17 protein-coding genes are annotated in these 20,825 nt (G+C 39.2%); 15 read left to right on the top strand and 2 right to left on the bottom strand.

Translation table 11 applies throughout. From position 1 onward, the window contains the following. Nucleotides 1-18 precede the first annotated feature (18 nt). From ACQV2G_RS01415 to ACQV2G_RS01400, 4 genes are read left to right on the top strand one after another with little or no spacing between them, the layout of a single operon-like run. Nucleotides 19-2,553 carry a 3'-5' exonuclease gene (locus ACQV2G_RS01415; RefSeq protein ID WP_428875891.1) on the top strand — a complete coding sequence of 845 codons (2,535 nt, stop codon included), beginning with the start codon at nucleotides 19-21 and terminating at the stop codon, nucleotides 2,551-2,553. Between the two features lie 36 nt (nucleotides 2,554-2,589). After that, nucleotides 2,590-3,066, top strand: coding sequence for a hypothetical protein (locus ACQV2G_RS01410; protein ID WP_428873705.1), 477 nt, complete (start codon nucleotides 2,590-2,592; stop codon nucleotides 3,064-3,066). A gap of 15 nt (nucleotides 3,067-3,081) precedes the next feature. Continuing rightward, complete coding sequence (asnS, locus tag ACQV2G_RS01405) at nucleotides 3,082-4,380, top strand: asparagine--tRNA ligase (protein WP_428874784.1); 1,299 nt, start codon at nucleotides 3,082-3,084, stop codon at nucleotides 4,378-4,380. A 19-nt stretch (nucleotides 4,381-4,399) separates the two neighbouring features. After that, nucleotides 4,400-5,128: a DnaD domain-containing protein gene (locus ACQV2G_RS01400; protein ID WP_428875889.1), complete on the top strand. Its 729-nt coding sequence runs from the start codon at nucleotides 4,400-4,402 to the stop codon at nucleotides 5,126-5,128. Between the two features lie 117 nt (nucleotides 5,129-5,245). On the opposite strand, the gene ACQV2G_RS01395 is transcribed toward ACQV2G_RS01400, so the two are convergent. Then, on the bottom strand, nucleotides 5,246-7,717 hold the full coding sequence (locus tag ACQV2G_RS01395) for a transglycosylase domain-containing protein (RefSeq protein WP_428875888.1): 2,472 nt from the start codon (nucleotides 7,715-7,717) through the stop codon (nucleotides 5,246-5,248). A gap of 29 nt (nucleotides 7,718-7,746) precedes the next feature. Next, entirely contained in the window at nucleotides 7,747-8,349 is a 603-nt protein-coding gene (gene recU, locus ACQV2G_RS01390) for a Holliday junction resolvase RecU (protein ID WP_428875887.1), read from the bottom strand. Nucleotides 8,350-8,559: 210 nt separating this feature from the next. Between recU and tig the strand changes: the two genes are divergently transcribed. From tig to pepT, 11 genes are all read left to right on the top strand, one after another. Continuing rightward, nucleotides 8,560-9,840: a trigger factor gene (gene tig / locus ACQV2G_RS01385; RefSeq protein ID WP_428875886.1), complete on the top strand. Its 1,281-nt coding sequence runs from the start codon at nucleotides 8,560-8,562 to the stop codon at nucleotides 9,838-9,840. 113 nt (nucleotides 9,841-9,953) lie between these two features. Continuing rightward, entirely contained in the window at nucleotides 9,954-11,198 is a 1,245-nt protein-coding gene (gene clpX, locus ACQV2G_RS01380; protein WP_428875885.1) for an ATP-dependent Clp protease ATP-binding subunit ClpX, read from the top strand. Between the two features lie 16 nt (nucleotides 11,199-11,214). After that, nucleotides 11,215-11,808 (top strand): ribosome biogenesis GTP-binding protein YihA/YsxC, encoded by a 594-nt coding sequence (gene yihA, locus ACQV2G_RS01375; RefSeq protein WP_428873631.1) that lies wholly within the window; start codon nucleotides 11,215-11,217, stop codon nucleotides 11,806-11,808. Nucleotides 11,809-11,819: 11 nt separating this feature from the next. Continuing rightward, on the top strand, nucleotides 11,820-13,076 hold the full coding sequence (locus ACQV2G_RS01370) for an MFS transporter (protein ID WP_428873632.1): 1,257 nt from the start codon (nucleotides 11,820-11,822) through the stop codon (nucleotides 13,074-13,076). A 34-nt stretch (nucleotides 13,077-13,110) separates the two neighbouring features. Further along, complete coding sequence (gene dnaG, locus ACQV2G_RS01365) at nucleotides 13,111-14,952, top strand: DNA primase (RefSeq protein WP_428875884.1); 1,842 nt, start codon at nucleotides 13,111-13,113, stop codon at nucleotides 14,950-14,952. Between the two features lie 12 nt (nucleotides 14,953-14,964). Further along, entirely contained in the window at nucleotides 14,965-16,107 is a 1,143-nt protein-coding gene (gene rpoD, locus ACQV2G_RS01360) for an RNA polymerase sigma factor RpoD (protein WP_428873634.1), read from the top strand. 124 nt (nucleotides 16,108-16,231) lie between these two features. Further along, the gene (locus ACQV2G_RS01355) at nucleotides 16,232-17,074 is read left to right on the top strand and encodes an aldo/keto reductase (protein WP_428873635.1); all 843 of its coding nucleotides are present in this window, start codon (nucleotides 16,232-16,234) and stop codon (nucleotides 17,072-17,074) included. Nucleotides 17,075-17,258: 184 nt separating this feature from the next. Next, nucleotides 17,259-17,954: a YjjG family noncanonical pyrimidine nucleotidase gene (locus ACQV2G_RS01350; protein WP_428875882.1), complete on the top strand. Its 696-nt coding sequence runs from the start codon at nucleotides 17,259-17,261 to the stop codon at nucleotides 17,952-17,954. A gap of 60 nt (nucleotides 17,955-18,014) precedes the next feature. After that, entirely contained in the window at nucleotides 18,015-18,758 is a 744-nt protein-coding gene (locus ACQV2G_RS01345; protein WP_428873637.1) for a tRNA (adenine(22)-N(1))-methyltransferase, read from the top strand. Next, nucleotides 18,739-19,542, top strand: a complete 804-nt coding sequence (locus tag ACQV2G_RS01340; protein ID WP_428873638.1) for a Nif3-like dinuclear metal center hexameric protein — start codon at nucleotides 18,739-18,741, stop codon at nucleotides 19,540-19,542. Before ACQV2G_RS01345 ends, ACQV2G_RS01340 begins: the two co-directional genes overlap by 20 nt. A 14-nt stretch (nucleotides 19,543-19,556) precedes the next feature. Beyond that, complete coding sequence (gene pepT / locus ACQV2G_RS01335) at nucleotides 19,557-20,783, top strand: peptidase T (protein ID WP_428873639.1); 1,227 nt, start codon at nucleotides 19,557-19,559, stop codon at nucleotides 20,781-20,783. Nucleotides 20,784-20,825: the final 42 nt, after the last annotated feature.

Genomic DNA, 20,825 nt, shown 5'->3' with positions numbered 1-20,825 from the left:
AAAGAGAGGAGGGACTTCATGAAATATGCCATCGTCGACCTCGAATCAACCGGACCACGTCTAGACAGTGGAGACCGAATTATTCAAATTGGGGCGGTTCTTATTGATCAAGGTCAAATCATTGGTCAATATGAAATGCTGATTAATCCTGAACGTGAGGTCCCACAAAACATCCAACAATTAACCGGTATCTCACAAGAAGAGGTTGATCAAGCACCTCTTTTTGAATCAGTTGCAAACTTATGGTTCAAGCGTTTAGAAGATTGTCTTTTTGTAGCGCATAATCTCAACCATGACTTGACCTTTATGCAACACCATTTCCAAGCGTGTGGCTATGATTTTAACCCTTTGGCCATCGATTCCGTCAAGTTAGCTAAAATTATCTTCCCTCAGGCCACAGGATTCAATTTAACAGATTTAAGCTTCTATTTAGACATTCCCTTTAACCAGGCGCATCAAGCTTTAGCAGATGCCAAAATAACCGCAAAAATATTAAATGCGATGGCTAGCAAGTGGATGCAACTGCCTAGTAAAACACAAACCCTCTTATTGGATTTAGCTCAGGCTTTAGATAAGCAGGAAATTATTTTCTTTCAACAACCGCAGCAATTCATACTCAATCAAGCAGCAGACACTCAATTAGATAAAAAACCACCATTTGATCAAGAAAATCTTCTAAGTACGAAAGCAAAAGCTCAAATTAATTGGTTGTTAGAAAAAATGCAGACTACAAATCGATTAGTAGTAGAAGGACAATGGCGGCCAATTGATCCACTAGTGGTAAAATATTGGTTGCTTGAAGTTTTAGCTAAAAATAAGTCTTCGCTGGTATTAGCTGTTTCTAGTCAATCGGCTCTCGAAGAATGGGCTACTTTCTTCAAGCAAGAAGAAATCCCTTTTTCTTACTTATTGAGACCGAGTCAATATTTACATTTAGATCATTTTAAACGCTACCTTGATCAAGTGGTGATTTCTCAATTAAATCAGCAAGAAATTTTAGTGATTGCTTCAACCTTAGTCTGGCTAGAAGAGACCCAAACAGGCTTACTGATGGAAATGAACCAAGAATTGAAGATTAGCGATCAAATTAATCGCTTTAATCATGGGCTTTATCCCAATTATCGAGCCTCCTATTTTTACCAAAAAGCTTTATCCAATCATGATAAACAAGCAGTCGTACTGACTCAAACCAGCTATTTGATGGAAGAAGCGAGTCAAGAGGGCAGTTTTAGTAAACAGCAGCTCCTAGTGTGTGATAATCTCAGTCTATTAAGCAGACAATTGTCCTTTTTCCACCAAATACAGTTGGCTTATAGTCAACTCTTAATTTTGTGCCAACAAGTCTTGGATATCTTATATCATCAGGATCGAACGCATGCTGCTATTCAAGCTTCAATCTTAAGAATGGATCATTTAATTAATCTAATCCGGCAAGTATTGAATCTTTTAGAAAGTGAAATTCAAAATCACCACTTCCGAGCGGTTGAGCGGGAGTCCAGCAGAGAAGTCAAGGTGTCCTTGTCAACTACTCGAGCTATCTTAAGCATTCAACAGCAAATGCATAAGGCTTTAAAAACACTGCTTCAAGAACAAGCATTAAAAGATCTTTTAGCAAGCAAGCCACATCATCTTAAGATAAAAATGCTGCACCTACAGGCCTTTTTAAATAATTTAGATAACTTTCAAGCTAAAATTAGTCAGTCCGAAGGTTATTTAACTATTCGTGTCAGCCAAATAGAAGATCGTTATTATCAATTCCAACTGACATGGAAACCCATTCGTTTAGTTCAAGAATATCAACATGCCTTTGAAAGCTTTCAACAAGTCTTACTCTTTAGTCCAGGGGATCTGCATTTTCGCTTAAATAGCGGGAGTTATTATCAGTTAGGACTCGATCTATACAACTACTTGCAATTACCACAACCAATGGAAAAGTTAGTCATTGACGTACCATTCGATTGGATTGCTAAAAAAAGTCAAGATTCTCAAAGAAATCAAGAGCAAGGTCGCTTAATCGGTGAAAACTTGCTTGAAAGCATTGAAGCTGATCAGCTGCCACCCTTAAGTCTGATTATTGTAAACAATCGCCAGCAAGCTATTGATGTTTATCGCCAAATAAAAGGCAAGTTAAAAGATCAAGAACAAGTTCGATTGTTGGGTCAACATGTATCTGGATCCTTAAATAAAATCAGACGGTTGGCTATGGATGATTGTGATACCATTTTAGTCATTCAATGGCAGTCGCTCTTAAATGAAAACTGGCTGTTAGATAAGCGACCTTGCCATATATTCTGGCTGCGCTTACCTTTTAGATCGTTAGAAGATGCTTATATTTTAGCATTAGCAGACCACTTGAATCTGCCTTTCGAACTAATCTTTGATCACTTATTAATCGATCGAATGCTAGTCGATTTTGCCATTGCTTTCGACTATTTAGACCGCCACTTTAACTGTCAAAATTTCTGTTTGTTAGACGATCGTGTCTTTACCAAATATTATTCTAAAGAAATCAGACAGAAGCTTGAACATCTGGTAGAATTTAATTTACAATAAGGAATAGAATATTTTAGAGGGGAAGCATAGAAACTTATGAGTAAACGGACAGTTTCAATCTTGACATTCATCACCTTGTCAATCATGATAGCCTTATTAGCTGTTTTTATGAAAAGTCAGACAGCTTATAACTTGGCTCAAGAAGAAGCAATCGCTTTAGTGACATATGATTATGCGGTAGAAAAGGTTAATAATTTTTATTGGACCACCATTGATCAAGCAACCTTTGCTCTTGATTTTTTTGACGAGAATAATCAGCAACACTATGCTATTATTGAACGAGAAGGTGGAGACATTCATTACTATTCAGTGAACGAATTATTTACTGAAGAAGAAGCAAAATCCGTGACAGCTAGCCAAATTGAAGAGCCAAAGATTATGCAAGCTCGCTTAGGTCTTTATCAATCGGAACCTGTCTGGGAAATGACTTTAAAGAATGACAACAACACCATCACTTATTTTCTACTCTCTGCCAAGACCGGCAAGTGGATTCAAACCATATCAAACATATAAGTAGGAGGAAAATAAATGGAAACTATCACAATGAACCAAGCGGCATCACACTTAAACCAAAAAGTACAAATTAACGCTTGGTTAACAAACAAACGCTCTTCCGGTAAAATTGCCTTTTTACAACTACGTGACGGCAAGACTTACTTCCAAGGAATCGTCTTAAAAGCTGAAGTGGGAGATGAAGTATTCGATACTGTTAAGAGCTTGGGGCAGGAATCAAGTCTAAAACTAATCGGAACTGTTCAAGCTGACGACCGTTCTGCTTTAGGCTATGAACTTTTAGTTCATTCAGTGGAAGTGATCGGCGAAAGTCATGACTATCCAATTACACCTAAAGAACACGGGACAGACTTTTTAATGGATCACCGTCATTTATGGTTGCGTTCTAGTCGCCAGCATGCCATTATGCAAATTCGTAACGAAATTATCCGTGCAACTTATGAATTCTATAATGACCGTGGCTTCATTAAGATTGACCCACCCGTTCTAACTGGGTCAGCACCGGAAGGAACCACTGAACTGTTCCACACTAAGTATTTTGAAGAAGATGCTTATCTTTCTCAATCTGGTCAATTATATATGGAAGCAGCCGCTATGTCCTTTGGTAAAGTCTTCTCATTCGGACCAACTTTTAGAGCGGAAAAATCTAAAACTCGCCGTCACCTGATTGAGTTCTGGATGATGGAGCCTGAAATGGCCTTTACCGACCACGAACAAAGCTTAAAAGTCCAAGAAGAATATGTGGCTTACTTGGTACGTAATACGATTGACAACTGCAGCATGGCCTTGGAAACACTAGGGCGTGATATTGATGTGCTTGAAAAGTATACTCAAGTTCCTTATCCACGTATTGAATACACTGAGGCCGTTCAATTATTAAAAGATAATGGTTTTGATGATATTGAGTGGGGCGATGATTTCGGTTCACCACACGAGACTTTTATTGCTAACCAACATGAACAACCAGTCTTCATTGTCAACTGGCCACGCTCTATCAAACCTTTCTATATGAAAGTCAATCCTGACAACCCAGAAACCGTTTTATGTGCCGATATGATAGCGCCAGAAGGTTATGGCGAGATTATTGGTGGTTCACAAAGGATCGACGATTATGAGACTTTAGCAGAGAATATTAAGGCCTTTAATTTAGATCCAGCCGTTTATGCCTGGTATCTCGATCTAAGAAAATATGGTAATGTGCCCTGTTCTGGTTTTGGTTTAGGTCTTGAAAGAGCTGTTGCTTGGATTTCTGGTATTGAACATATCCGTGAAACATCACCATTCCCACGTTTGTTAAACCGTCTCTACCCATAAAAAGTAAGGAGTTGGACCAATGGCAAACTCAGTTTATGATTGGATGAAAACGGGTTACACCATGGTACCGAATCTTTTGATTGATCACTTTGGTCAACTAGGCCTTAATTCAAATGAATTTTTATTTATTACTTATCTCTTGAAGCAAATTAATCAGTCCCAATCTGCAGATACTATTATAAACTTATCCAATCAATTTGCTTGGGAGAGTGACCTTCTCTACGAAACACTCAATTCCTTGTTAGATAAGAACTATCTTAATATTGAATTAGTACCAGATGAAGAGGGTAAACAAACGGACCATTATACCTTGCGTCCCTTGTTTGATAAGTTAGACCAATTAGTGGCTGACCAAAAAACAAGTCAGACAGAAGCTCTGTCCAATAAACAAGTTCAAGCTGACCAGAAAGTTAAGGCCGGACAATTGATTCAAGTCTTTGAAGAAGCATTCGGCCGTTCACTTTCAAGTGTAGAATTAGAAACGCTCTACCAATGGATTCAAAAGGATGGTTATCAGCCAGATCTAGTCTATCAAGCACTTAAAGAAGCGGCTATTCGTCAAGTCTTTAATCTAAAGTATATTGACCGCATACTGCTGAATTGGCAAGAACAAAACATTCATACTGTAGATGAGGCTATAGTGGCAAGCAAGCAATACAACCACCGTAATCAAAGTATTCAATCAGAAAAACCCAATCAAACATCCAAATTTAAAATACCCATTTTAAAATGGCATAACAAGGACTAAAGAACCTGCCTAGCTGATCGGTGAGATTTATCGAACAGCTAGGCTTTATTTTGTACAAATAAAAGCTTCATCTTCCTATATAGGGAGGATGAAGCTTTTGAATAGGAGCCTAAATTTCTAAGGTCCGCCAATACTTTCGACAGTATTGAGTTTGTCTTCTGGATCAGATGGATTAGGATCTGGAGCCAGAGTCGTTTCGCTAATTTCTAAGGTAGTTTCTTCACTAGTAGTCGTTTCTTCGACAGATAAATCAAAGGTAATAATTAATTGATCAGAGGCAGAATGGCCATCGACAATGCGTAAGCCTAATTCATAATAGCCAGGAGCAGGTGCTGGAACTTTAAATTCAGTATCTGTTCCTGAATAGACGATTTCACCATTCAGTCTTAACTCAAAGCTAGCTTGAATGGTTAATGGTTCCCACTTGGCTTCAATTTCTTCAGTCTCTTCATTGTATTCCGCATCGAAACCACTTGGTGAAGCTAATACTTTATAAACAGGTGAAATCTGGGTCGGTTGACTACCTTTTACAAAGAGTTCATTTGACCGCATATTGGCAGGTGTTTGGGGACTTGGTTTTTGCAGTGGCTGGGTATATTTTTCAATTTCAGCTACTTCGACCGAGTCTGGTTTTTGCCAATCAGCTATCGGGACTTCTTGCATCAGATATTGAATCATCTGGCTGTAAATCAGCTGTGGAATAAGTGAATCCTGATAGCTCAATTGATTACCGGCCTTATAAGGATCATCATAGCCCACCCAAGTGGCAATGGCATATTGCGGAGTAAAACCAGCATACCAAGCATCGGGTGCAGCAAAACTTTGTGGATCAATGCCAATTTCCGTTCTTTGTTGGTCGGAATAGTTGGTTGTTCCGGTCTTACCAGCATGGTAGAGACCATTGACGCCTGCTTTTTCAGCAAAGGTTCCAGGAACACCCTTTAAGATATCCACTAACATATAAGCAGTAGAGTCTTTCATAGCTTGACGACTTTCCGCTTGAAATTCTTGAATGGTTCCTGCTTGAGTAACGACTTTGTTAACGGTATAGGGTTTATGATAGTTACCATAATTAGCAATAGTCGCATAGGCAGCCGATAATTGAATGGGCGTCATTTCACCCCCAATGGCATTGGATTCAACTAATTCGCGTTGGTTATTGTTCTTAATATTTATATCCATCTTTTGTAGGAAGGAATAAGACTTGTCTAAGCCCACTTCTTGTAAGAGTTTCAAGGCCGGGATATTACGTGAACCTACTAAGGCTTCTCTAAGTGTTTGTTTTCCCTTGTGGTCTCTATCATAATTATAAATTTCATCCCCCGAGGTATAAGTGTAAGGTTCATCAACGACCGTTTGGCCAGTTGAATAATTGAGGTATTCAATCGCTGGTCCATAATCGGCTAACGGTTTCATAGTGGAACCGATACTGCGGTTAAGGGTGGCTGTGCGGTTAAGTCCCATAGCCACTTCTTGGTTACGTCCACCGGATAGGGCGGTGAGCTGTCCATTATCGACATTGATGATAGAAACAGCTGTTTGCATTTCATCATTAGGGAAGAGATTGCCATTAGCATCTTGAACCGTTTGATAGAGATATTTTTGAGCGTCTATATCGAGATTGGTGTAAATTTCTAGACCATCCGTATAGACATTTAAGTTCATTTTATCTTGAACTTCTTGAGCGACGACATCGATATAGGCATCGACTATTAAGTCCATTTCACTAAGGGTATCATCATTTAAAGGAGACAGCATGGAAGCCACTGGAATAGCCACAGCTTCATCGTATTGAGCTTGACTAATCATTTGACGTTTGAGCATGACCTGTAAGACGGTATCCCGACGCTCTTGGGCGACTTCAGGATAAAGATAGGGATCATACTGCGTAGGGGCTTGCGGTAATCCAGCCAAAAGAGCAGCTTCTGCTAGAGTCAGATCTTTTAAGTCTTTATCAAAGAAAGACCGAGCAGCTGTTTTAGCCCCATAAACATTGTTAGAATAAAACAATTTATTGAGATAGAGAGAGAGGATTTCTTCTTTGGAATATTCTTGCTCCAACTTCAAGGACAACCAAGCTTCTTGGGCCTTTCTTTCTAAGGTTTGATCTTCAAATTTAGTGGAAAAAACCGATAATTTGACCAGCTGTTGAGTAATGGTAGAACCACCTTGGCGAATGTCACCCGCTCTAAGGTTGGCTATGGCCGCCCCTACAATTCGGATAGGGTCAACTCCTTTGTGTTCCATAAAGCGCGCATCTTCAATGGCTAAGACCGCTTGTTTTAAGACTTCAGGGACTTGATCGGCTGTCATTAGATCGCGGTTCTTACCACCTAGGGTTTTGACCAAATTACCTCTATTATCAAAGACTTTAGAAGAGACTTGACCAGTTAAATCGTCTTGGTCAATCTCAGGGGCTGACATGGCATAATAAGTAAAGAGACCAGCACCAGCTATTAAAGTAAGTAGACCTAAAGACAGGCCTATTATGACAATGCGCTTGAACCAGGTCATGAAATTTGTTTTTGATCTCTTAGGGGGATGTTGTTGATGATATTTTTTTCTTTCTACGCGACTTCCTGTCACCATATTTATTCCTCGTTTCTATTAGAGACTTTTTATTTGGCTTCTTCTAAGTAGGCATCCAAGGCACTTAAATAATCGACTGAAATAGGAAATTTGCCTTGGGGACAAGCATAAGCATGGGCTTGAATAAAACTATAAGGGATGCTTTGCTTTTGGTTTTTTTGCAAGAAATTTTCAAGCAGGGGATAGGGAATCAGATAGATTGCATCGTGTACCCTAAAGTAGATCAACAAAAAGACGATGCCTCCTTGCTGGAAGCAAAGCTTCATATGTTCGATTTGATGGTCATGTAAATTGGATAAAGGGAAAGAGGTCTTGTTACGCGTTTCCTTAGTTTCAAAGTCAATATACCTGCCCAGATAGACACCGTTATAGTCAGTGGTAGAGGCCTGACGAAAATAGGCTTCAGTAATACGGGCGGCTGATCGTTTGGGGTAATCGACTTTGACAATCTGCACTGGTGTTGGCTTTTTATGAATGACCGCCAGTTGCCGGTTTAAATAATAAGCATTACTCTGATTGATCATTTCTTCAAAGGACATCCCTCGACTACCGTATTGTGTTTTTTGTTTGGATGTTATTTCTTTCCTTTTAAATTTAAAACGCGGACCTTGTCCTGCAGGATAATTAAACATGGACTCACTCCTCAATAAGTCTTATTATAGCGAATTTTTAGTCAGATACCTAGTTTCAATTCAGACTTATTCTAAGACCTAGTCTAACAACAAAAAATGAATTTTATTAGACTTTATTGGTAATATTGATTTGGTGTTTACAAAAGCAGGGAATTTCGTTAAAATGTATGGGTATGTAAATTATATACTAGTCTTGGAGGAAGAATAATTATGACAACTAAATTTGAAAAAAGCTCTATCAATGAAGGAGTTTTAACATTTGAAATTCCAGTAGAAGATATCAACAAAGGCTTAGATAAAGCTTACAATAAAGTACGTAAAAATATCTCTGTACCTGGATTTCGTAAAGGGAAAGTACCACGTCAAATCTTCAACAATGTTTATGGTGAAGCTTCATTATATGAAGAAGTATTAAACCAATTAATCCCAGGCGCCTATCAACAAGCTGTGGAAGAAGCAGAGATTGAAGCGGTTACTCAACCTGAAATTGATATTGAATCAATGGAAAAAGGGAAGCCATGGGTTATTACTGCCAAAGTTACCTTAAAACCAGAAGTTAAATTAGGTGAATACAAGGCCTTAACAGTAGAAAAACAAGACCGCCAGGTAAGCGATGAAGATGTAGAAAAGCGCTTAGAAGAAAAGCGTCAACAATTAGCAGAATTAGTTGTTAAAGAGGATGCAGCGGTTGAAGGCGATACTGTCGTAATCGACTATGAAGGTTTCCGCGACGGGGAACCATTCGAAGGGGGTAAAGGTGAAAACCATTCCTTAGAATTAGGTTCCAATTCATTCATTCCTGGCTTTGAAGATCAACTAGTAGGTGCTAAACCTGGTGATGATGTAGAAGTTAAAGTTACTTTTCCTGAAGAATACCATGCGGAGGAACTGGCTGGTCAAGACGCTATGTTCAAAGTGCGTGTTCACGAAGTAAAAGCAAAAGAATTACCAGAATTCGATGATGAATTTGCTAAAGATGCAGATGACGAAGTAGAAAGCTTGGACGAATTGCGTAATAAAGTACGTGTTCAATTAGAAGAAGAAAAAGAAAAGCAAGCTAAAGAGGTCATTGAAGATTTAGCATTACGTCAAGCGGTTGAAAATGCTGAAATCGTCGAAATGCCTGAAGCAATGGTTCACGAAGAAATCCACCGTCAAATGGATCACTTCTTAAACAACTTGAAGCGTCAAGGAATTAACGAAGATCTCTATTACCAAATTTCTGGTAGCTCTCGTGAAGATCTCCATGAACAGTTTGCAGAAGAAGCAGACCTAAGAACTAAAACGAACTTAGTCTTAGAAGCAATCGTTGCAAAAGAAAAGATTGATGTCAATGAAGAAGAAGTTAATAAGGAAATTGAATTATTAGCCAGTCAATACGGAATGCCAACTGATCAAGTGAAACAATATGTGACTGAAGATATGTTGAAGTCTGATATTCGCTTGAAGAAAGCCATGAGCTTAATTGTTGACTCTGTTGAAGAAAAATAGGATACTAAAATAGAAGAAATAACAAAAGAGGGATCGCAACAGTCTGATTTTAAAGTGACTTTTGCGTCCCTTTTTAGTCTTATTTAAGTAAGTAAGACCAAAAAGGAGGAAACATGGGAAAGACTACAAATATCAATGATTATTACTGCTCGTTTTGTGGTAAATCACAAGATGAAGTCGATAAGATTATTGCTGGACCAGATGTTTTCATCTGTAACGAATGTGTTGATTTATGCCAATCAATCATTCAAGAAGAGATGCGCTTTGAAAAAGAGCAAGAACCAGTTAAAGTGTTAAAACCGCAAGAGATTGTTGATCAACTAAACCAATATGTGATTGGCCAAGATCAAGCTAAGAAATCTTTAGCCGTGGCAGTTTATAATCATTATAAGCGCATCAACTTTAAAGCCCTTGATGACGATGATGTCGAATTGCAAAAGTCTAATATCTGTATTATCGGTCCGACCGGTTCGGGTAAAACCTACTTAGCCCAGAGCTTGGCTCGCATTATAAATGTTCCTTTTGCCATAGCGGACGCTACCACCCTAACCGAAGCAGGCTATGTGGGGGAAGACGTTGAAAATATTTTACTGAAATTAGTACAAGCTGCTGATTATGATATTGAACGTGCTCAAAAAGGGATTATTTATGTGGATGAAATCGATAAGATTGCACGAAAATCTGAAAACACCTCGATTACCCGTGATGTTTCAGGTGAAGGTGTCCAACAAGCTCTACTTAAAATTTTAGAAGGAACGGTAGCCAATATCCCACCTAAGGGAGGGCGTAAGCACCCTAACCAAGATTATATTCAAATCGACACCTCGCAAATTCTCTTTATTGTAGGTGGAGCCTTTGCTGGCATTGAAACTACGATTAAAGAACGTTTAGGCTCTAAAGTAATTGGTTTTGGTACGGATACTCACCGACAACATAGTGATGAGAATATCATGCAATTAGCCAGTTCAGAAGACTTGCTTAAATTCGGCTTAATTCCCGAATTCATTGGACGATTGCCCATCTTAACGGTCTTGGATCAATTATCACAAGAAGATTTAGTCAGTATCTTAACCCAACCTAAGAACGCTTTGGTTAAACAATACCAACGTCTTTTAGAAATGGAAGATGTCAAACTAGAGTTTGAAGAAGCGGCCTTGGAAGAAATTGCTCACCAGGCTATTATTCGCGACACTGGAGCGCGTGGTTTAAGGTCAATCTTAGAAAATACTATGTTAGATATTATGTTTGAAGTACCACAAAGAGAAGATATTTCACGCATCAAGGTCACAAAAGACACGGTATTGGGCAAAAGTCGCGCCACTTATTATAATAAGAGTAATCGCAAGATAAGCAAATAAAAAATGGGGTAGACGAATGCACATTAAAGAAGCAAAATTTGTAATTTCAGCTGTTCAAGAGTCCCAAGCGCCACAAGATGAAGTGCCTGAGATTGCCCTTGCCGGGCGGTCAAATGTTGGCAAATCCAGTTTTATTAACAAGGTCCTCCAACGTAATAAGTTGGCCCGGACCTCTGGACAGCCCGGTAAGACCCAAACTTTAAACTTTTATTCGGTAAACGACGCTGCTTTTCGTGTCGTGGATGTGCCCGGTTATGGATACGCTCGGGTCTCCAAGCTAAATCGTAAAAATTGGGCCAAGATGAATTTGAATTTTCTACGGCAAAGAAGAAATCTTCGTTTATTAATCCTCTTGATGGATATTCGTCACGAGCCCACTCAATTAGACAAAGCAATGTATCAATTTGCCGAAGAATTAGACATTCCTTTTGCCATTTGTTTGACCAAGGCGGACAAAATCAAAAAAAGCCAATGGAATAAACATTTATCCCTCTATAAGAAAAGTTTAAATTTACCAACAACCGATGCGCTTTTCACTTTTTCATCGGTAACCGGAGAAGGTCGCGAAGATATTTTAGACTTGTTTGAAAGTTTATTAATGGATGAATAGGAGTCAATAAAGTGAAAAAGCTATGTTCTACTTATACCAAGAAGGAATTTTCATGGATTCTACAAGACTGGGCCAATTCTGCCTATTCTTTAATGATCACCACCGCTTTATTCCCTATATTTTATAAGAGTATTGCCACCAATGCGGGGGTCTCTGATGCTAATTCAACAGCTTATCTTGGTTATACCAATGCTATCGGGACGATCGCTGTAGCTATGATGGCTCCTTTTTTAGGGACTTTAGCAGATTTTCCTGGTTACCGTAAAAAATTATTTACCACTGCTACGCTCTTAGGTGTTTTCTCAGTGCTATCGATGATTTTGATTGGTCAAGTTTCTTGGCAGTGGCTATTGGTACTTTATGGCTTTTCAGCTGTCGGTTTTTCGACTGCTAATATTTTTTATGATGCTTCCTTGATGGATGTCACCAGTCGCGACCGTTTGGACTTAGTGTCCTCAGCCGGTTTTGGTTTTGGTTATATCGGAAGTGTGATTCCTTTCTTAATTTTTATGCTTTTACAATTTTCAGGTGGGTTAAAAGAAGGTGTAGTGGTTAATATCGGTTTTCTTTTAACGGCTGTTTGGTGGTTTGTTTTTACCATTCCTTATTGGAAAAATGTCGACCAGGTCTATATGGACCAACCAAAGCAGCCCCATATTATCGCTTCAACTTTAGCTTCTCTCAAAGAAACTCTAACGGAACTAACCAAAGACAAGGTGATTGTTTATTTCTTAATCGGCTATTTCTTCTACATAGACGGGGTAGGAACGATTATCAAAATGGCTACCTCCATCGGAAGTGACCAGGGCTTAACAGCTACTCAGTTAATATTGATGTTGTTAGTGGTTCAAATCGTTGCCTTTCCGTGCTCGATTATTTATGGCATCTTAGCCAAACGCTGGGGAAGGCGCACTATGCTTTTTACAGGTATTGGGACCTACATTCTAATTTGTTTAATGGCCCTATCCTTATCCTCTTTTGTGGATTTTATGATCATCGCTATCTTAGTAGGTTCAGCTCAAGGTGGGATTCAATCTCTTAGTCGTTCTTATTTTGGTTCTATTATTCCACTGGAGAAAAACAACCAGCTTTTTGGTATTTATAATATTTTCGGTAAATTTTCATCAGTTTTAGGTACCACCATTCTGGGAATTATTACCCAACTAACGGGTGATTCGCTCAAAGGCTTGTTTGTAATTGTGATTCAATTTATGATGGGTGCCTTCCTACTGTGGAAAGCTAAAAAGCCAATTACTAAAGCTGTTTAAAACAAGCTTGAAATTTTATTAGAGGAGGCAGGCCATGGCCTATATACCGAATGAGGTGATTGATGCTATCAGGCAGTCGGTTAAAATCGAAGACGTTGTCAGTCAATATGTGCAACTGACTAAAAGGGGTCCAGGCTACTCTGCCTCTTGCCCTTTTCATGAAGACAATAACCCATCCTTTTCCATTCATACCGAAAAGCAAATCTTCAAATGCTTCTCTTGTGGTAGAGCGGGCAATGTCTTTGGTTTTATCCAGGAAATTGAATCGCTACCCTTTAAACAAGCGGTTATTAAGGTGGCAGAGTTTGCAGACTACCCTTTGGATTCAAGTTTATTAGCTGAAGATGATTATAGTCCAATTCCTCATCAAGATAAACAATTGTATGCGATCTATGAAAAAGCTAGTCAATTCTATCATTACTTTTTAACTGCTACAGAAAATGGTAATCAAGCTTATGCTTATTTAAGCGATCGTGGCTTAAAGAAGGAAACGATTGATGCCTTTGCTTTAGGGTTAGCGCCTGATAATTCTGAGCTCTTATGGACTTATTTAAAGGATCAGTCTTTCACTGAAGAAGAATTACTGACTTCGGGTATTTTTTACCAAGCTGAAAATAGTCCAGCCATTATCGACCGCTTTCGTGGACGGATTATCTTCCCTTTGAGATCGAATCAAGGAAAGGTTTTAGCCTTTTCTGGACGCCTCTATCAAGCAGGGGACTCTCGCAAGAGTAAGTATGTTAACTCGCCTGAAACCACTATTTTTCATAAGAGTCAGCTGGTTTATAATCTTGATTTGGCACGACCAGCCATTCGCAAGTTAAAACAAATTATAGTTTGTGAAGGTTTTATGGATGTGATTGCACTTTACGAAGCAGGATTCGAACAGGCAGTAGCTACCATGGGGACTAGCTTGACCCATGATCACTTGTCTTATTTGACCAAATTAGCCAATGAAATTCTCTTTGTATTTGATGGCGATGAAGCAGGGCAAAAAGCTACAGCTAAAGCCTTTGAATTGGGAAAAGATTTTCCCAAAGCCCAATTTAAATCAATCCTTTTACCTAGAGGGATGGACCCTGATGAGTGGTTGAAAGCCAGGGGAAAAGAATCCTTCCAAACACTTTTAAACCAAGCACAAACTTCCTTTAATTTTTTCAAAAATTATCACAAGCAATTCTTTCAAATGGATGATAAAGCTGCTGTGGCGGAATATATCGACCGTTTATTAGTTGATTTAAACAAAATCCAATCACCCGTCGAGAAACAATTGTATCTGGTGGAGCTTGCTGAAGAATTTCAAATAGCAGAAAGCTTCTTGCAAGAGCGAATGTTGCGCTTGAGTGGAGGTCAAAGAAAGACTGCTAAAAAGCAACCAGCTATCAACCATCATCAACCACCTCCGCAATTACAAAGTGATCAGCAGGCCTTAAAAGTAGATTCTTTTAAAGCCTTTCAAAGTGAAAAATTATGGTTAGGCTTTTTAATGTACTATCAAGAGGCTTGGAATTATTTAGAAAAATTAAATGAGCTGCCATTTCTCTACCATGACTTTTCACAAAAGGCCTTTCTAGCCTTGACGGATTACTATTATCAAGGCAACAAATTGCCTTTAACAGGAATAGTTGGTAATAATGAAGAGGTTCAAGTCAATAGTCTTTTAACGAATGTAATGTGGGATTTTGAACCGATTGGTTATCAAGATCAAGCGATGACCGACTGTTTAAATACCATCCAAATCGCCTTTTTAGAACAAGAAATAGAAGAATTAAAGACCCAATTTAAACAATATCACCAACAGCAAGAAGCCAATAAGGCAACCGAGGTGATTAATCGCTTAATGGTGTTGCAAAGAAAATTAAAGACAAAAGAATAGGGGGCTTACTTTATGGCAAAAGAAAAGAAAGACAATAAAGCAAGTAAAAATGAATTAAAGCTGACTTTAGACCAGGCCACTGAAAAGCTGATAAAAGAAAAGAAAATTCTCGGTCAAGTTCACTATGATGACTTGAGCAATCAATTAGCCATTCCATATAAATTAGATGCCAATGGCATTGATAAGCTCATTCAAAAGGTGGAAGACCAAGGGATTGCGGTAGTAGGTGATGATGGTGGACCAACCAAGCAACAAATGGTTAGAGCAGAAGACGTTAAACCAGAAGAAGTCCTAACAGCCGCCCAAAAAGCAGCCGCTTCAAAAATAAAGGTAGCAGATCCTGTTCGTATGTATTTAAAAGAAATTGGTCGTGTCGATCTATTAAATGCAGATGAAGAGGTCGAATTGGCCAAGCGTATCTTAGAAGGCGATGAATTAGCTAAGCAAGAACTGGCTGAAGCCAACCTTCGTTTAGTAGTATCGATTGCTAAGCGTTATGTGGGTCGTGGTATGTCCTTCTTAGACCTCATTCAAGAAGGGAATATGGGCTTGATGAAGGCGGTTGAAAAGTTTGACCATACTAAAGGGTTCAAATTCTCAACTTACGCTACTTGGTGGATTCGTCAAGCCATCACACGAGCCATTGCCGACCAGGCGCGAACCATTCGCATCCCGGTTCATATGGTGGAAACCATCAACAAATTAGTAAGAGTCCAAAGACAATTGTTACAAGACCTGGGCAGAGAACCGACGCCTGAAGAAATCGGAGCAGAAATGGATTTACCGACTGAAAAAGTACGTGATATCTTAAAAATTGCTCAAGAACCGGTCTCCTTGGAAACCCCCATTGGTGAAGAGGACGATTCGCACTTAGGTGATTTTATTGAAGACGAAGGCGCCTTAAGTCCAGAAGATCATACGGCTTCAGCCCTCTTAAGGGAACAGTTAGAGGATGTGTTGGATACCTTAACTGACCGTGAAGAAAATGTTCTACGCTTACGCTTCGGCTTGGATGATGGCAATATTCGCACCCTTGAACAAGTCGGTAAGGTTTTTGGTGTAACGCGTGAGCGTATTCGTCAAATCGAAGCTAAAGCTTTGAGAAAATTACGCCATCCTAGTCGGTCTAAACAATTAAAAGACTTTATCGAATAGAATAAGACAAGAAAAACTCCTTCATACGCTTAAATGAGCGGAAGGAGTTTTTCGTGTTTAAGCCTTTACTTGCGAAAGCGCTTTAATCGTTTTATACTTAAGGTAGGCAAAAGGGGGAAGATTAATGGAAAGTTATTTATTAAAGAACGGTGTCAAGATTCCTAAAATTGGTTTTGGTACTTGGAAGTTAAAAGAAGGTGAAGAAGCCTATCAAAGTGTCCTTCATGCCTTAAAGGTAGGCTATCGTCACATTGATACTGCTCAAGTCTATGGCAATGAAGCCAGTGTCGGTCGAGCCATTAAAGATTCAGGTATTCCACGTGAAGAGATCTTTCTAACTACTAAAATTTGGAATGACAAGCATTCCTACAGTCTAGCCAAACAAGCGGTGGAAGAATCCATGCAAAAGTTGCAAGTAGATTATTTAGACCTTTTGTTAATTCACTGGCCTAATCCCGTTCACTTACGCAAGGACAAGGCATGGATGCAAGCTAATCAAGAAGTTTGGCAGTTGATGGAAGAATTATATCAAGATGGAAAACTAAAAGCCATTGGGGTGTCCAATTTCATGGTTCATCACTTAGCTGCTTTACTAGCCTCTGTCAAGATAAAGCCCATGGTTAACCAAGTCTTACTCGCTCCGGGAACTACGCAAGAGAATTTAGTTAATTTTTGCCAACAACATGATATGGTTCTAGAAGCCTATAGTCCGCTAGGAAGTGGTAGTCTTTTTGAGCAAGTGCCAGTCGAAGAAATAGCAAAAAAATATAAGAAAAGTGTTGCGCAAGTTGCCCTAAGATGGTCGCTTGATAAAGGCTTTCTGCCCTTACCCAAATCAAAAACACCGGCTAATATCGAATCGAACCTAGACATTTTTGACTTTGAGCTAGAAGCAGAAGACCGCAAAAAGTTGGATCAATTAGAGGGGGTGAAAACACAAAGCGACCCTGATCAAGTTGACTTTTAAAAAAGGATCTTTAAACAGATGACCCGGAAGCTTTAATAGCTTTCCGGCCTTTTTTTATGATTGAGTGTGTCTAGCTGAATAATAAAAATTTATTAAATATTTACTTAAGTAAGCTATATATTATCGACAAATTGGTTTATAATAAGCGCATAATAGTGACTTTAAGAATGGAAGGAAGGATCAATTGACTTATCAATTATTATTATTTGATTTAGATAACACCTTATTTAATTTTAATCAAGCCCAAGACCAAGCCTTACTTGAATTCTTAAGCCAAGAAGGGGTTCCCCAGCAAGCTATTCCTCGTTTTATTGACTACTATGTTTTGCTCAATCATTCTTTATGGGACAAGTTAGAGTTAGGGTTAATTGATCGGCAAACACTAATTTCTCGTCGTTTTGCCTTATTATTTGATCACTTTGGTTATCAGCGGGATGGGGTAGAATTGGCTCAAGCCTATCAAAAGTGTATAGGCAGACAAGCCCAGCTAATTGAAGGTGCAAGAAGCTTCCTCGATGCTTGTCTTAAGGAGGGTAAGCGTCTGTTTGCCATTTCCAACGGTATTTCTGCTATTCAAAGGGCGCGCTTAGAACATGCAAAGTTGAATCCTTATTTTGAAGCAATTTTTATTTCAGAAGAGATTGGCCATGTGAAGCCTTCTAAAGGCTTTTTCGATTATGTCGCTGAAAATATAAGAGAATTCAATTCTAAAAGGACACTCGTTATTGGCGACTCCTTGAGTGCTGATATTCAAGGCGCCTTAAACGCAGGGCTTGATTGTGTTTGGTTTAATCATTTGAATGAAAACAAACAGTCCCACTTACCGGCCAATTATGTGGTCGATAACTATAATGATTTAGCCAAAATCATCTACAGATAAAAAAGGTAGTCTCAAAAATGCTTTTCTAGTATATAATAGACTTATGAAAGGGAGTATCGGATGAATATCGAAAGACTATCTCAACGACTGGAAAAAGTTGCGCAATATATCGTTCAATATGGTCAAGCGCCGATTCGGTTGGCAGATATCGGTAGTGATCACGCTTATTTACCATGTAATTTACTTAAAAACAAACAGATAGAATTTGCAGTGGCAGGTGAGGTAGTGGAAGGACCTTATTTATCGGCTGTGAAACAAGTCAATGAAAGTCAATTGCAAGATAAAATCATCGTCCGTCTTGGCGATGGCTTTGCGGCAGTTGAAGCCAGTGATGCCATTAATACAGCAGCTATCTGTGGTATGGGAGGTGGTTTGATTGTCTCCATCTTAGAAGCAGGTTATCATGCGGGAAAATTACCAAAACTCTTAGTCTTACAAGCTAACACAGCAGTTGCCAAAGTCAGAGCCTGGTTACAAGATCATTATTACCATATTCTTAACGAATGCTTTATTGATGAAAAGGGGCAATTTTATGAAGTAATGGTTGCTCAAAAGCAAGCAGAAAAAGCAATTTACACTGATAAAGAAATCATGTTTGGTCCCATACATTTGACTCAAAGGGGGCCAATCTTTGAAGATTACTGGCATAATGAATTAAACCACCACCATTTTATTCTTAATCAGTTGTTTCATGGAGTAGAATATGAGCAAATGGCCCAAGACCGCAAAAATAAGGTAGACATTATTCAAGCCGAAATAGATAAAATAGAGGAGGTGGTAGACTATGACAAAGCTCTTTTTTAAAGAGTTAATGGCTTATCTCGATCAAAAATATCCTGCGGCTTATGCCGAAGAGTGGGATAAGGTCGGCTTACACTTTGGCCATCCTGAACAAGCGATTAAAAAGGTGATGGTCGCTTTGGATATGCGACCACAAGTGGTTGAAGAGGCTATTGAAGAAGATGTAGATAGCTTGATTTTACACCATCCGCCCCTCTTCAAAGCAATCGAGCGTTTCGACCAGTCTAAGCCCCAGATAAAAATGTATCAAAGAGCCATTCAAGCAGGTATCAATGTCTTTGCCATGCACACCAATTATGACGCCGCCCCTGGTGGCATGAATGATATTTTGGCTCAAGCTATGAAGTTAACTGATATTAAACCCTTAATCGATCTAGAAGAAGGACAGGTAGCGATTGGCCGGATAGGCAACTTGCCTCGAGCTCTAACGCGCCATGAACTCTTTGCCTATGTCAAGCAAGTCTTCAAACGACCTGCTTTAACAGTGATTGAAAAAGTCCCGCAAGCCACTTATCAACGAGTTGCTATTGTAGGCGGAGCCGGAGCCAGCTTTATGGACCAGGTCGAAAAGGTCCAAGCCGATGTCTTTATTACCGGAGATATCAGCTTCCACACAGGGCATGATCTATATGAAAAGCCCTTTATGACTATTGATGCCAGTCATTATATTGAGCATTTATTTATTGAGGTCGAAGTGGCCAGAATAAAAGAAGCTATCGAACAAAAGGGTTGGGATCTTGAAGTGATTGCTTCCACAGTTTCCACTGATCCCTTTACTTATGAATAAAAAGGAGAATGATTATGGACTTATTTGAAAAAACTAAAGAACGTTTAATTCGTTACGCTAAGATTAATACTCGCTCGGATGAGAATTCAACCACCATTCCATCGACTGACATTCAATTTGACCTCTTAAATCTTTTGGTCGATGAATTAAAAGCAATCGGTATGGAAGAAGTGGTGTTAAATCCTGAAAATGCCTTTGTCACAGCTACTTTACCGGCTAATACTGATAAAGAAGTAGCCAGCATTGGTTTTATTGCTCACGTAGATACAGCCGACTTTAATTCTGAAAATGTGCAGCCACAAGTCTTTGAAAACTACGACGGTAAAGATCTGCACTTGAGTGAAGATTGGGTAATGAGGGTCAGTGAATTTCCTAACCTACCACCTTATAAAGGTCAAACCCTCATTACCACTGATGGAACTACTCTGTTAGGGGCTGATGATAAGTCCGGTATTGCTGAGATTGTGACCGCTATGGAGTACTTAATCCAACATCCAGAAATCAAACACGGTAAAATCCGTGTAGCCTTTGGTCCGGATGAAGAAATTGGACGTGGAGCAGATCACTTTGATGCAGAAGGTTTTGCGACAGACTTTGCTTATACCATGGATGGCGGACCGGTTGGCGAGTTAGAATATGAATCCTTTAACGCGGCTCAAGCAGTATTGAAAATTCGTGGTAAAAATATACACCCAGGAACTGCTAAAGGCAAAATGATTAATGCCACAACCATTATGAATCTCTTCATGTCTGATCTTCCACAAGCAGAAGTACCAGAGCAAACTTCTGGCCGCGAAGGTTTCTATCATGTCTTAAGTGTAGAAGGGACGGTCGATGAAGCAGAATTAGTGCTAATTATTCGTGACTTCAACCGTGATCTTTTTGAAAAGCGTAAAGCCAAGGTGGAAGAAATCGTTGCTAACATCAACAAAGAATATGCTGAACCACCTATCACATTGGAAATGAAAGACCAATATTACAACATGGCTGAAATCATTGAAAAGGATATGACACCGGTTGACCTAGCCCAAGCAGCCATGGAAGCTTTAGATATTCCTGTTAACATTGTGCCTATCCGTGGTGGAACCGACGGTTCGAAGATTTCCTTCATGGGGATTCCAACCCCAAATATCTTTGCCGGTGGCGAAAACATGCACGGACGCTTTGAATTCGTGGCAGTTGAATCCATGGTTAAGGCGACAGAAGTAATTATCAAAATTGCGGAATTAAATGCCCAATAAGCAAAAGTTAAATAATAATTACAGGCTGGAGCAGGGATCCAG

Source organism: Facklamia sp. P12955 (genome assembly GCF_050409565.1).
GTDB lineage: Bacteria > Bacillota > Bacilli > Lactobacillales > Aerococcaceae > Facklamia.
This window is presented reverse-complemented; position numbering and strand designations above follow the sequence as displayed.

Coding starts and splice junctions, on each gene's coding strand:
- ACQV2G_RS01415 (WP_428875891.1), top strand. CDS start 19: ATGAAATATGCCATCGTCGACCTCGAATCAACCGGACCACGTCTAGAC.
- ACQV2G_RS01410 (WP_428873705.1), top strand. CDS start 2,590: ATGAGTAAACGGACAGTTTCAATCTTGACATTCATCACCTTGTCAATC.
- asnS (WP_428874784.1), top strand. CDS start 3,082: ATGGAAACTATCACAATGAACCAAGCGGCATCACACTTAAACCAAAAA.
- ACQV2G_RS01400 (WP_428875889.1), top strand. CDS start 4,400: ATGGCAAACTCAGTTTATGATTGGATGAAAACGGGTTACACCATGGTA.
- ACQV2G_RS01395 (WP_428875888.1), bottom strand. CDS start 7,717: ATGGTGACAGGAAGTCGCGTAGAAAGAAAAAAATATCATCAACAACAT.
- recU (WP_428875887.1), bottom strand. CDS start 8,349: ATGTTTAATTATCCTGCAGGACAAGGTCCGCGTTTTAAATTTAAAAGG.
- tig (WP_428875886.1), top strand. CDS start 8,560: ATGACAACTAAATTTGAAAAAAGCTCTATCAATGAAGGAGTTTTAACA.
- clpX (WP_428875885.1), top strand. CDS start 9,954: ATGGGAAAGACTACAAATATCAATGATTATTACTGCTCGTTTTGTGGT.
- yihA (WP_428873631.1), top strand. CDS start 11,215: ATGCACATTAAAGAAGCAAAATTTGTAATTTCAGCTGTTCAAGAGTCC.
- dnaG (WP_428875884.1), top strand. CDS start 13,111: ATGGCCTATATACCGAATGAGGTGATTGATGCTATCAGGCAGTCGGTT.
- rpoD (WP_428873634.1), top strand. CDS start 14,965: ATGGCAAAAGAAAAGAAAGACAATAAAGCAAGTAAAAATGAATTAAAG.
- ACQV2G_RS01355 (WP_428873635.1), top strand. CDS start 16,232: ATGGAAAGTTATTTATTAAAGAACGGTGTCAAGATTCCTAAAATTGGT.
- ACQV2G_RS01345 (WP_428873637.1), top strand. CDS start 18,015: ATGAATATCGAAAGACTATCTCAACGACTGGAAAAAGTTGCGCAATAT.
- ACQV2G_RS01340 (WP_428873638.1), top strand. CDS start 18,739: ATGACAAAGCTCTTTTTTAAAGAGTTAATGGCTTATCTCGATCAAAAA.
- pepT (WP_428873639.1), top strand. CDS start 19,557: ATGGACTTATTTGAAAAAACTAAAGAACGTTTAATTCGTTACGCTAAG.